The following is a 12501-nucleotide window of genomic DNA, read 5'->3' on the forward strand; positions in this document are numbered from 1 at the left end:
TCGATTCCAATAATAAAACAAGGCCGGCTTTCTGCAAAGCCGGCCTAGACTGAAAAGGGGATATTATGAAAGGATTATTGCTGCGCTGGTTGATTTTGACCCTGGCCATTCTCGCCGCCTCCTACCTAATTGAGGGGATCTCGGCCAGCGGTTTTGCGGCGGCTTTTTTTGCGGCCGCTACCCTGGGGATTCTCAACGCTCTTCTGCGGCCCATCCTGCTGTTGCTCACTCTGCCGCTCAATATTCTGACCCTGGGCCTGTTCACCTTCGTGATCAATGCCCTGCTGTTGATGATGGTGTCCGGGGTCATCTCGGGTTTTTATGTCCGCGGTTTCGGTTCAGCGCTGCTGGGTTCGCTGATTATCAGCCTGGTCAGCTGGTTGCTGAGTTCCTTTATCAACGACCAGGGTCGGGTTGAGGTTATTGCCCTGCGCCAGCGTTCAAACGGACGCTGGGAGTGAGACCATCCGCCTGAAAAGAATCAGGGGGCGGGTATCTGCAAGCCTTGCTCTTTCCAGAAGGTGATAGCGCCGGGATGCAACGGCCGCACTCTGGTCTGCACCCCTTGCTGTTTGTTCAGGCCGGCCAGGCTCGGTTCCTTCTCTCCCAGCCTGTTCAGGCCTTCGGCGGAAAAGACTTTTCGTAACACTTCGCGCACGGCTTCCTCGGGCACCCGGGCTCCGGCCGCCAGCAAGGCGCGATCCGAAAAGGTCGAAATATCACGATCAAGCCCCGGATAGGTTCCCGCCGGAATGACGGCCGGTGTGAAAAAAGGGTAGGCGGCAAAAAAGCCCGAGGCATCTCCCGCCCCCTGAAGGTCGAGCAGGCGTACGGGAAAAGCCTGGGCTGCGTGTGTCGCCGCCGGCGTGGGCAGGGCGGCGAAGAGCCAGATGGCGTCGATATACCGGTGCGCCAGGGCGGAGACCGCCTCCTGATAGCCGGTGTAGTCGGGGCGGATGTGGTCCCACAGGCCGACGCTGGTCAGGTAAAGCTGGGCGGCGGCGGCAGCACCTGAGCCGGGCCCGCCGATGGCTACGCGCTTGCCGGTCAGATCTTCTACCGTTTCGATGTCGCTGTCCTGGCGTACCAGCATCTGCGCCGGGGCACTGTAGAGATAGGCGGCTGGTAGCACATTGTCATAGGTGCGGGCATCGTAGGGCAAACGCCCCTGCTGGGCCAGGAAGAGATCGCCGGCGTAGACAATGCCGAGATCGGCCTCGCCGGAGCTGAGGCGGCGCAGATTTTCCACTGAACCGGCGGAGATGCTGCGGCTGACGACCATTTCGGTATTTTTGTCATTGACCAGACGGGTGATCGTGTCCCCCACCACGTCAAACGTTCCCCCAGCCGGGCCGCTCACCAGCCGAACCTGCGGGGGAGCGGCCAGGACCAAGCTGGCGGGCAGGGCCGCCAACAGGGAAACAAAAAGGCTGCATAGGTAAAAAAAACGCTTGCTCATGGACTTTCCTCCAGGGCTGCAGTAAGTCAGTTCGCCTGCTGTTGTACCGTGAGAACAGGGATTTTCGAACGCCTGACCACTCTTTCGGCGGTGCTGCCCACAATGACATGTTCGATGCCGGTCCGTCCGTGGGTTCCCATGACGATCAGGTCGGCTCTAAAGGCCTTGGCCTTTTCGATAATCTGTTGAAAAGGGGTGCCGATAACCACTTCCGACGTATAGGGGATCTGCTCCCCGAAGCGGCTTTGACAGAAATCCTCCATCTCCTTGACGGTTTGCACTTCCACATTCTTCTCCAGCATGGCAAAAGCTTCGGGCTGAATCTGGCTTTTGCGATTGTCCATCAATTCGCCGATAACGTGCAGCACATGCACGGAGGCTCCCGCCAGTTTGGCCAAGGTCAGCGCATAATCCGCCGCATCGTCGGCGCTTTCGGAAAAATCGGTCGCATAGAGTATTTTCTTGATGGTTTTCATGGCGTTCCTCGCGAGACAGCGGTTCAGGCGGCCAGCGCCTGTTCCCGCTTGTTTTTAGCCTTCTGCATGATAAAGACGATAGCCACCAGGCCGATACCGATGGCGTCGGTGACCAGAGTCGGCCAGTAAAGCAAAATGGTAGCCGCGGCCAGAATCAGCCATTCGGGGATGCTGGTGCGGCGAATCCAGAAGAACATGGTCAGCGATGAGAAGGCTATGGTGCCCAGGAATGCCGAGAGGAAGGAGGAGAACACCTTGGTCTTGGTCGCGACGATCTCGCCTTCGATCAGCACATCCCCGGGATTGGCTAGCCCGCCGGCGAAGGTCTTGACCTGGGTGACCCGCCCGTCTTTCCTGGCCTTGATGTCTACGGGTTTGTCTTCCACCAGTACGGTTGCCAGCACATCCCCCTTGACGAACTCGTCTCCTTCCTTGACATCGACTTTGAGGACGGAAGCAAAGGGAACTTCGGCGTGGATTTCCGGCATCTTGACGTTGATCGGCTTGGCCTGAAAGAGGATCGATGGCGTGAAGGCAAAGAGGATCGGCATGACATAGAGCAATTTGGCAAATTTGAAGCTGGTCCACCCGGTCTTCCAGGGGTCGGAGCCAGCGATGGCGGCGCCGGCGTAGGCGGCCACGCAGACCGGTGGGGTGATGTTGGAATCCTGGCTGAACCAGTAAACGATCATATGGGCAGCAATGACCGGTACACCCATCTCCACCAGGGGCGGTACGGCCAGTACCGCGGTGATCAGGTAGGCCGCGGTCACTGGTACTCCCATGCCGAGAACCAGGGAGGCCAGGCCCACCAGCAACAGGGCCATCAGGAGATTGCCCTGGGCCATGGAGATAATGATGTCCGAGAACTTCAGGCCGATGCCCGTCAGGGATATGGTGCCGACGATGATGCCGATGACGCCCAGGGTGGCGCCGATGATCAGAGTATTGTTGGCGCCGGTAAGAATGGCTTCCCATATTTCCCTGAGCCCCATGCGGGTCTCTTTGCGGAACCAACTGATGACAACGCACGAGATCGTTGCCCAGAAGGCCGAATAGCCGGGGGAGCGGCCCAGAATCATCAGCACGGTGATGATGATCAGCGGCAGACTGAAGTACCACTCACGCTTGAGGACGATCTTCCAGTGGGGGAATTCTTCGCCTTTGATGCCTTTAAGCCCCTGCTTCTTCGCCTCAAAGTGGATCATGCAGAAGACGGAGAAAAAGTAAAGCAGGGCGGGAAAGACGGCGATCATCATGATGGTGGCGTAGGAGGTGTTGGTCAGCTCAGCCATCAGGAAGCCCCCGGCGCCCATGATGGGGGGCAGGAACATGCCGCCGATGGAGGCGGCCGGTTCGATGGCGCCCGCCACGTGGGGCTTGAAGCCCGCCCGTTTCATGAGGGGGATGGTAAAGGCGCCGGTGGAAACCGTGTTGGCGATGGCGCTGCCCGAAACGGAACCGAACAGGGCTGAGGCCATGACGGCTACCTTCGCCGGTCCACCGGTACTGTTGCCGGCAATGGCCAGCGGCAGGTCGATGAAGAATTTACCCGCTCCGCTCTTGTGCAGGAAAGCACCGAAAAAGATAAAGAGAATGACATAGGTGGCCAGTACGTTGGCCATGACGCCGAACACGCCGTTGGTGGTCAGGTAGAGGGCTGTAGCCAGGCGTTCGATACCGAAACCGCGATGCGAGAGCATGTCGGGAAAGTAGGGGCCGAAGTAGCCATAGATAAGCATGCCGATGCCGATCAGGGTCATGGACCAGCCGAGGACGCGGCGGCAGACTTCCAAAGAGAGAAAGACGCCCACAATGCTGACCATGGCATCGAGTTCGTTTTCCGCCCCGGCCCGGTAATTGAGGTTTTCGAACTCGTGCATCCAGTAATAGACCACAGCCGCCGAGAGCAGGGCGAAAAGGATATCGGAAATCGTCGGATTGCTTCCGGAACGGCGCATAAGGAGGTTGTCGCCGATGGTAACCAGGGCAAAAATCAGCACGGCACCGACGCCGACCTGCCAAAGCCCGGAGGCCGAGGCAATCGCTCCGCCAAGTCCGTCAGAGGCGTAATGGTCGCCTATTTCCAGCAGTCGGGCATGGAAGGTCGCCATGTCGGAGAAGAACAGGAGCGCCGTTCCCAGCATGGAAAGAATGATGGACAGAACCGCCGTAAGGGGAACACGGATTCTTCCCTTGCCCGCCGGGTAAAGCAGGAACACGAGCACGTAGGTGGCAAAGACATAGACCCCCCGGTGGTACTGGGTAGCCACGGCCGCCAGGCCGGCGGTATAGAAATAGAAGATGACCATGCCGGCGCCCAGCAGGGCGACCAGACCTTTGAAAAAGCCTGTGGGGGAGCGATAGGACTTGGCGTCCTTCTCCATAAGCTTTTTCAGTTTTTTCTGTTCCTCAGGGCTCAGGTCTTCCAGTTCTTGGTTATTTTCTTCCGACATACAGGCTCTCTAAAAGGGCTAGGGTGCGCGCAGATGGAAAGCGGGGCCGAATGGTCAGCCCCGCTTTCAGATGGTCGTATCAAGGCAATGTATCAGATGCTCTCGTTTTTAGCGGGCAGTTTGCTCGGGGGTCAGGGTCAGACCCTTTTCCTTCCAGAATTTCTCGGCGCCTTCATGAACCGGGGTGACGATGCCGGTGAGGGCCCCTTCAACGCTCATGGCCTTGGCGGTGCTCTTCACTTTGACCAGATAGGAAAGCCCTTCGGGGGTGAAGATATCTTTGGTCACCTGATAAATGACCTCGCTGTCAACGTGCTTGCCGGCCACCCAGAGGGCAGAATCCTGAAAAGTTTTGACGTCATAGTCGATCCCGCTGTAAGTGCCGGCGGGAATGGTCACCGGGGCGTAGAAGGGATATTTTTTGAAGACGCCGCCTTTTTCACCCGTCTCATAGAGGCTGAGGATCTTGATCTTGTTGCTGGCCGCGGCCTGGATGACTGAAGAGTTGGGGAAACCGGCGAATACCCACATGGCGTCGATGAGCTTGTCGCCGAGGGCGGAGGCGGCCTTGCTGTAGCCGATGAACTCGACATTCATCTTGTCCCACAGGCCAAGCGCCTCGAAATAGCGCTGGGCTGAGGCGGCGGCGCCGGAACCTGCCCCACCTACGGCAACACGCTTGCCAGCCAGATCGCTGACAGCGTTGATGCCGCTGCCGTCAAGTACGATGAGATGAGCCGGGGCCCCGTAAAGATAGGCCAGGGCAAGGACATTCTCGTATTTGCGGGTATCTTTGGGCAACTGACCGGTGCGGGCCAGGTAGGTGTCGCCCGAATAAGCAATGCCGAAATCGGCCTCGCCGGAGTTGACGCGGCGAATGTTTTCCACAGAACCGGCCGAAGCCATGTTGGAGACTTCGACATTCGGGATAGTTTTGGAAAGGCGGGTGGCCATGCCGTTGGAGAAGTACTGGAAGGTGCCGCCGTCAGGGCCGCCGGAGAAAGCCAGGCGGGTTTTCTGGGCGTGGCCGATGTTCGGCGCCAGGGTCATGGCTGCCACCAGCAGCGCTGAAAGCGTGAGGGACATTAATCTTGCTGTTTTGATCATGTTTTTTCCTCCTGTACAATGTTGGGGGTTAAATAAAAAACAATATTTTGTTCCTTGAAGCCCGGGGAAGGAATGCAGGAGACGCCGGGCCTCAAGGTGGATTAAATATACACGGGAACTGATGTTTTGCAATCATTTACTGCAGGCAAATAAGCCGGTATCGCCCCTGTGAAGCTTCTGCGGGGGGGGAATGTCCAAACCAGTGTGGATGAAAGGCATTTGCGATTACTGTGCCATTATAAAAAAGCGTTTGTATTTTAATTTAAACGGTTCTGCTGTGCGGAAGGGTGGGTTCTTTTGATGCGGATGGCCGAGGGGGATTGGTGTTTTGCTGGCGAAAAATAGCCCAAAGTGGCCAATATTGACCTTTGGGGAGGGTGTTTTTCTGTAGGATGGCGGCTTGACTTTTATTGAATCATCGCAAATGATGCGTGGCTTGGGAAAAAACAGTTTTGGGGGGGTTGGTGTGAAGCGAGTTTATTGGGCTCCAGCAAAAATTAATTTGCGTCTGCAGGTTCTCGGCAAGCGCGAGGATGGCTATCATGATCTGTGTATGGTAATGCAGTGTGTCTCGCTGTATGACCGTATTGAGATATCTCTGTCGAAGGGGAAAGGGGTGAGGGTGTCTTGTCCGGGGGTCGACCTTTTGCCGGGCTCGAAAAATATTGCGGGCAAGGCGGCCGAGGTGCTGCTTGGTCGCCTTGGAAAAGAGTGGGGCGTTGATCTGATCATTGAGAAGAATATTCCGGTGGCGGCCGGTCTCGGTGGTGGGTCTTCTGATGCGGCCACGGTTTTGTCTGGATTGAACGATATGTTGGCCGCTGGTTTGTCCCGCGACGAGCTGATGATGATCGGGTCTTCTTTGGGGGCTGATGTGCCGTTTTTCTTGTATGGGCAGCCGGCGATCGCGCGGGGGATCGGTGATGTTCTGCAGCCCCTGCCGCGGCCCCTTCCCGATGTGTGGTATGTGTTGGTCAACCCCGGAGTGGCTGTTTCCACGGCCTGGGTTTATCAAAATTTGGGGTTGACAAGCCCTGTGGATGAGTATAGATTACCCGGGTTTCCCAAAACGGCTCGGGATTTCAGGTCTTTTGTGGTTAATGATCTTGAGCGGGTGACCATGTCCCGGCACCCTGAGGTCGGGCAGGTTAAGGCACGGCTGTCCGAGTTGGGGGCTTCGGCTGTACTCATGTCGGGGAGCGGTCCGACGGTCTTCGGGGTCTTCCAGGATCAGGCGGAGGCTGACGCGGCCTGTCGGAGTATCCGCCTTGAGCATGAACTCTGGCGAGCCGAGATCGTTCGACCCGTGTAGTTGGTTTTGGCGGAAAAGATATTGCTTTTTTGATGGGGCGTCGCCAAGCGGTAAGGCACCGGATTTTGATTCCGGCATTCCCAGGTTCGAATCCTGGCGCCCCAGCCACTTATCTATCAGGCCTCAGGCGCATCTCTGGTTTGAGGGCTTCAGATATCCGATATCACTTCTTTTTTCGGTTAGGTCATGGTTTTCCATGGCCTACAACTTTTTCCAAGCTACCAGTGGGGGTCCATGGTGGACAAGCTGAAGATATTTTCCGGCAATGCCAATATTCCTTTGGCCCGTGAGATTTGCGGCCAATTGGCCGTACCTCTGGGCAACGCCAAGGTCAGAACTTTTTCTGACGGCGAGATCATGGTTGAGGTTGGCGAGAATGTGCGCGGCAGGGACGTCTATGTCGTCCAATCAACCTGTGCGCCGTCCAACCACAATATCATGGAATTGCTGATCATGATGGACGCCCTCAAGCGGGCCTCGGCCGCCAGGATTACTGCGGTTGTACCCTATTTCGGCTATGCCCGCCAGGATCGTAAAGTCGCACCGCGGACCCCGATCACCAGCAAGCTGGTTGCTGACCTGATCAGTACGGCGGGCGCCGACCGCGTGTTGACGATGGATCTGCACGCCGGTCAGATTCAGGGTTTTTTCAATATTCCCGTCGATCATCTTTATGCGGCTCCAGTTATCCTTGCGGATGTCTGTTCCCGTTTCCCCGGTCGCGTCGTGGTTGTGTCTCCTGATGCAGGGGGGACTGAAAGAGCCAGGGCTTACGCCAAGAGACTTGACGCCGGTCTGGCCATTATCGACAAGCGTCGCAGCGGACCCAATGTCTCCGAAGTTATGCACATCATCGGTGATGTCAAAGGGGAGACCTGTATTATCGTCGACGATATGATCGACACGGCAGGAACGCTTTGTCAGGCGGCCCAGGCTCTCAAAGAGAAGGGCGCCGCCGCCGTCTACGCCTGTGCCACTCATGCCGTTCTTTCCGGGCCCGCCCTTGAACGGATCAGTGACAGCTGTCTCGAGGAAGTGGTGGTGACCAACACGATCCCCGTTCAGGACAAACTGTCAACCTGTTCGAAGCTGCGCGTTCTTTCCGTGGCGGAAATACTGGCTGAATCCATTCGCCGCATTCATGGCGATGAGTCGGTCAGCTCATTGTTTATTTAAGAGTGGACTATTCATTCAAATAGTTGGTTTGTTTGCCAGCTGGCAGCACAAATTTATGGAGGAACAATCAATGGCAAATACGGAACTGGTGGTCTCTGCACGTGAAAGAATCGGAAAGGGTGGCGCACGCAGCCTTCGCCGTCAGGAGCTGATTCCCGCTGTCGTCTATGGAAAAGGGATGGAACCCTGTTCCGTAACGGTAGAACCGAAGGCTCTGCAGCAGGCCATGGCGACCGAATCCGGCTGGAATACCCTCATTACTCTCAGGGGGGTGTCGGAGGTTGAGGGCAAGGTGGTCATCATCAAGGATCTGCAGGTCGATCCTATCCGTCGTGATATGATGCATGCCGATTTTCAAGCCATTGAAATGGGCAAAAAGACGCATGTCATGGTTCCCGTTCACCCTGTCGGAAAATCCAAGGGGGAAAAAGAGGGCGGCAACTTGCAGGTCATCCGGCATGAACTGGAAGTGGTCTGCCTCCCCTCCGCGATCCCTGCGGCGATCGAGGTCGACGTGGCCGAAATGAAGATCGGTGATGTTCTTCATGTGGAGGATCTCGTGCTTCCCGAAGGGATCCAGGTGCCTCACGATGTCAATTTCACGGTCATTACCGTGACCGGCCGCAAAGTTGAAGAAGAAGAGGGCGCTGCTGAAGAGGCGGGTGAAGAGGCCTGATCTTGAAGCTGGTGGCTGGACTGGGAAACCCCGGCAGCAAGTATGCCAGCACAAGACACAATGTTGGTTTTCTTGCTGTCCAGAAAGTCGCTGACCGCGCCGGCATCTCCCTGAAAAAAAGCGGTCATCAGGCGATTTACGCAACGGGTCGCGTCGCCGGAGAAGAGGTGACCCTGCTTCTTCCTCAAACCTTTATGAATCTCAGCGGGGCCAGTGTAGGCTCCGCCTGCAAATCCCTCGGTGTTGAGCCGGGGGATTTGATTGTCGTCCATGACGATATCGATCTGCCCTTCGGTGCTCTCAAGATTAAGCGAGGGGGAGGACATGGCGGTCACAACGGTATTCGTCATATCCGGCAGGTGTTGGGGACGGGTGAATTTATCCGTATTAAGATCGGTGTCGGCCGACCTGCCCCTGGCGGTGACGTCGCCGGTTATGTGCTCAGTCCTTTTTCGGCGACAGAGCGACAGAACCTTGAAGATGTACTCGAAGATGCAGCCATGGCCGTGGAGGCAGTTCTCGAAAAGGGGGCTGAGCGCGCCATGAACGAATTCAACAGTCGAGAAGTTCGCAATTAAAATCAGAGGAAAGAGAGGGAACGAAACAACATGGAACTGCAAATGTATGCACCCATCCTGGGGGTGATCGGTTTCGTCATTGCCGTCGTACTGTATGGCATGGTTAAAGGACAGCCGGTCGGCAACGAAAAAATGAAGGAAATTTCCGAAGCGATCCACGCCGGAGCCATGGCCTTCCTGCGCAGGGAGTACAAGGTTCTTGCGATCTTTATCGTTCTGGTTTTCTTTCTTATTTTTGCCGGCATGGGGCCTCAGACCGCTTTTGCCTTTCTTGGTGGCGCAATCTGTTCAATGATCTGCGGCTTCATCGGCATGAAGGCTGCCACCCGTGCCAATGTGCGCACGGCTGAGGCGGCTCGCCAGTCCGGTCAGGCCAAAGCTCTTGAGGTTTCCTTCAACGGCGGCGCCGTCATGGGGATGTCCGTTGCTTCCCTTGGTCTGGTTGGCGTCGGCATCGCCTTTATTCTCTTTGGGAGCCCCGAGCATGCCAGCTACATCAACGGTTTCGCCATGGGTGCTTCTTCTATCGCTCTTTTCGCCCGCGTGGGCGGCGGCATCTATACCAAGGCTGCTGACGTCGGTGCCGACCTGGTCGGCAAGGTCGAGGCCGGCATCCCCGAGGATGACCCCCGCAACCCCGGCGTTATTGCTGACAACGTCGGTGACTGCGTCGGCGACACGGCTGGTATGGGCGCTGACATTTTTGAATCTTACGTCGGTTCCATCATCGCCACTATCGCAATTGCCGCAGCTGCTAGCACCGAACTGCTGACCCACCTGTCGGTTCCCGGCGTCGAGCTCAGCGTCATTCAGGCCAACGCCATGCTGCTGCCCCTGGCCCTGGCCATGGTCGGCCTGATTTTCTCCGTCATCGGCATCGGTTCCATGAAGCTTCTCAAATCCATGGATCCCGCCAAGGCGCTGCATTATACGACTTTTGTTGCTGCCGGCGGTTTCCTTGTGGCCGCATTCTTTATTGTCCGGGGTCTGCATATCTCCAACGGCGTGTTCTGGGCAATTCTCGCCGGTACTCTGGCCGGTATCGCCATCGGCCAGATCACCGAGTACTACACTGCTGCCACTCCGGTCGCCCGCATCGCCGACGCCAGCAAGACCGGTCCGGCTACCAACATTATTCATGGCTTGGCTGTCGGCCTTGAGAGCACCGCCGCACCCATCATTATCATCGCTGTCGGCATTTTCATTGCCAACTATTTTGCCGGTCTCTACGGTATCGGTATCGCCGCGGTCGGCATGCTCGCCACGGTTGGTGTCACCATGACCGTCGATGCCTATGGTCCCATCGCCGACAATGCCGGTGGTATTTCCGAAATGGCCGGCCTCGGCCCCGATGTGCGCAAGATTACCGATGGCCTCGACGCTATCGGCAACACCACGGCCGCCATCGGCAAGGGGTTTGCCATTGGTTCGGCTGCCCTGACGGCCCTGGCCCTTTTCTCGGCTTATGCGACCACCGTCGGACTCACGTCAATCAATCTGATCAATCCTTTGACCGTTATCGGTATGCTTATCGGAGGCGCCCTGCCTTTCTTTATTGGCGCGCTCACCATGACGAGCGTTGGCCGCGCTGCCGGCAAAATGGTTGACGAGATTCGTCGCCAGTTCCGTGAAATTCCCGGTTTGCTCGAAGGTAAAGAGGGCGTTAAGCCCGAGCCTGAGAAGTGTGTCGACATTTCTGCTCGCGCGGCGCTTAAAGAGATGGTTCTGCCCGGTGTTGTCGCCGTTGTGGCCCCTGTGGTCATCGGTTTCGTCCTTGGCGCCGAAGCCCTCGGTGGCATGCTGGCTGGCGCCACGGTTGCTGGTGTTTTGCTGGCGCTGATGATGTCCAATGGCGGCGGGGCTTGGGATAACGCCAAGAAATACATTGAAAAAGGTGAGCTCGCTGGTGAGAAAAAAGGTGGCGAGGCGCATAAGGCTGCAGTTGTCGGTGACACTGTTGGCGACCCGTTCAAAGATACTTCCGGTCCGGCCATGAATATTCTCATCAAGCTGATGAGCGTAGTGGCCCTCGTCATTGCGCCTCTGCTCGTCTAAATCGGGGCTATACGCCCATTGGTTAAACATGGATAGCCGGGACACCGTTCCCGGCTATCTTCTTTTATAGTGAGAACGTAAAGCATGGGTTTTAAGTGCGGTATTGTTGGTTTGCCCAACGTAGGTAAATCCACTATTTTCAACGCCATCACTTCGGCCGGGGCCGAATCGGCCAATTACCCTTTCTGTACCATCGAGCCCAACGTGGGGGTGGTGAGTGTCCCTGATGCCCGCCTGGATCAGTTGGCTGCTATCGTTCACCCTGAGCGCGTCGTGCCGACCACCATGGAGTTTGTCGATATCGCCGGACTGGTCAAGGGGGCAAGCCGCGGCGAAGGCCTGGGGAATCAGTTTCTTGGGCACATTCGACAGGTCGATGCCATTGCGCATATTGTGCGCTGCTTCGAGGATGACAACGTCGTCCATGTCGACGGCTCTGTCGATCCCCTGCGGGATGTTGAGGTTATTCAGACTGAATTGAACCTGGCTGACCTGGATTCGGTTGAGAAAAGAATTTCCCGCACGGAAAAGCAGGCCAAAAGCGGCGACAAAAAAATGCAGGAAGAACTCGCGGTCCTGCGCAAGGTTCAGGAGACTCTTAATGGCGGGCAGCCAGCTCGGGCGACAGAGCTCTCCGTCGAAGAAAAGCGGATTCTTCGGGATCTGCACCTGATTACTGCCAAGCCCGTCCTCTATGTCGCCAATGTCGGGGAAGACGATCTGGGGGGGGAGCATCCTTTTGTGGAAAAACTCCGCCACTTCGCTGCCGATCAACAAGCCGAGATGGTAATGATCTGCGGCAAAATCGAGGCGGAAATTGCTGAACTCGATGCCGATGAGAAGACTGATTTTCTCAGTGAAATGGGTCTTTCTGAGTCAGGTCTTGATCGCATGATTTCCGCTGGCTATCAACTGCTTGGCCTGATTACCTATTTTACGGCTGGCGTCAAGGAGGTTCGAGCCTGGACCATTGCTGAGGGAACCAAGGCCCCCGGCGCTGCCGGCGTAATTCATACCGATTTTGAAAAAGGTTTTATCCGCGCCGAGGTTACCGCCTTTCATGATTTTATTACTTCAGGTGGCGAGGCTGGTGCCAAAGAAAAAGGCCTGATGCGACTCGAAGGCAAGGAGTATGTCGTCAAAGATGGTGATGTCATGCACTTTCGATTTAACGTCTGAGCCGCTTAAAGATTGAAAATAATCTTG

General features: G+C 56.6%; 11 protein-coding genes and 1 tRNA gene. 8 read left to right on the top strand and 4 right to left on the bottom strand.

Annotated elements, in window-relative coordinates; genetic code table 11:
• The first annotated feature begins 65 nt into the window (after nt 1–65).
• Nucleotides 66–461: a phage holin family protein gene (locus MJO47_RS09030; RefSeq protein WP_253960802.1), complete on the top strand. Its 396-nt coding sequence runs from the start codon at nt 66–68 to the stop codon at nt 459–461.
• Nucleotides 462–481: 20 nt separating this feature from the next.
• Here the strand turns inward: MJO47_RS09030 and MJO47_RS09035 are convergent, their stop codons facing one another.
• The 4 genes from MJO47_RS09035 to MJO47_RS09050 form a co-directional block, all read right to left on the bottom strand.
• Entirely contained in the window at nt 482–1459 is a 978-nt protein-coding gene (locus MJO47_RS09035) for a TAXI family TRAP transporter solute-binding subunit (protein WP_253960803.1), read from the bottom strand.
• A 26-nt stretch (nt 1460–1485) separates the two neighbouring features.
• Nucleotides 1486–1935 (bottom strand): universal stress protein, encoded by a 450-nt coding sequence (locus tag MJO47_RS09040; protein WP_253960804.1) that lies wholly within the window; start codon nt 1933–1935, stop codon nt 1486–1488.
• Between the two features lie 23 nt (nt 1936–1958).
• Nucleotides 1959–4391 (bottom strand): TRAP transporter fused permease subunit, encoded by a 2433-nt coding sequence (locus MJO47_RS09045; protein ID WP_253960805.1) that lies wholly within the window; start codon nt 4389–4391, stop codon nt 1959–1961.
• A 108-nt stretch (nt 4392–4499) separates the two neighbouring features.
• On the bottom strand, nt 4500–5498 hold the full coding sequence (locus tag MJO47_RS09050) for a TAXI family TRAP transporter solute-binding subunit (RefSeq protein ID WP_253960806.1): 999 nt from the start codon (nt 5496–5498) through the stop codon (nt 4500–4502).
• Between the two features lie 466 nt (nt 5499–5964).
• Between MJO47_RS09050 and ispE the strand changes: the two genes are divergently transcribed.
• The 7 genes from ispE (at nt 5965) to ychF (ending at nt 12474) form a co-directional block, all read left to right on the top strand.
• Complete coding sequence (gene ispE, locus MJO47_RS09055) at nt 5965–6810, top strand: 4-(cytidine 5'-diphospho)-2-C-methyl-D-erythritol kinase (protein ID WP_253960807.1); 846 nt, start codon at nt 5965–5967, stop codon at nt 6808–6810.
• A gap of 33 nt (nt 6811–6843) precedes the next feature.
• A tRNA-Gln gene (locus tag MJO47_RS09060) sits at nt 6844–6918 on the top strand.
• Between the two features lie 126 nt (nt 6919–7044).
• The gene (locus MJO47_RS09065) at nt 7045–7986 is read left to right on the top strand and encodes a ribose-phosphate pyrophosphokinase (protein WP_256502559.1); all 942 of its coding nucleotides are present in this window, start codon (nt 7045–7047) and stop codon (nt 7984–7986) included.
• Nucleotides 7987–8056: 70 nt separating this feature from the next.
• On the top strand, nt 8057–8662 hold the full coding sequence (locus tag MJO47_RS09070; protein WP_253960808.1) for a 50S ribosomal protein L25/general stress protein Ctc: 606 nt from the start codon (nt 8057–8059) through the stop codon (nt 8660–8662).
• An 11-nt stretch (nt 8663–8673) separates the two neighbouring features.
• Entirely contained in the window at nt 8674–9240 is a 567-nt protein-coding gene (pth, locus tag MJO47_RS09075) for an aminoacyl-tRNA hydrolase (RefSeq protein ID WP_253961864.1), read from the top strand.
• Nucleotides 9241–9270: 30 nt separating this feature from the next.
• The gene (locus MJO47_RS09080; protein WP_253960809.1) at nt 9271–11295 is read left to right on the top strand and encodes a sodium-translocating pyrophosphatase; all 2025 of its coding nucleotides are present in this window, start codon (nt 9271–9273) and stop codon (nt 11293–11295) included.
• An 84-nt stretch (nt 11296–11379) separates the two neighbouring features.
• Nucleotides 11380–12474, top strand: coding sequence for a redox-regulated ATPase YchF (ychF, locus tag MJO47_RS09085; protein WP_253960810.1), 1095 nt, complete (start codon nt 11380–11382; stop codon nt 12472–12474).
• Nucleotides 12475–12501 lie beyond the last annotated feature (27 nt).

This window comes from Desulfuromonas sp. KJ2020 (assembly GCF_024197615.1).
GTDB lineage: Bacteria > Desulfobacterota > Desulfuromonadia > Desulfuromonadales > SZUA-540 > SZUA-540.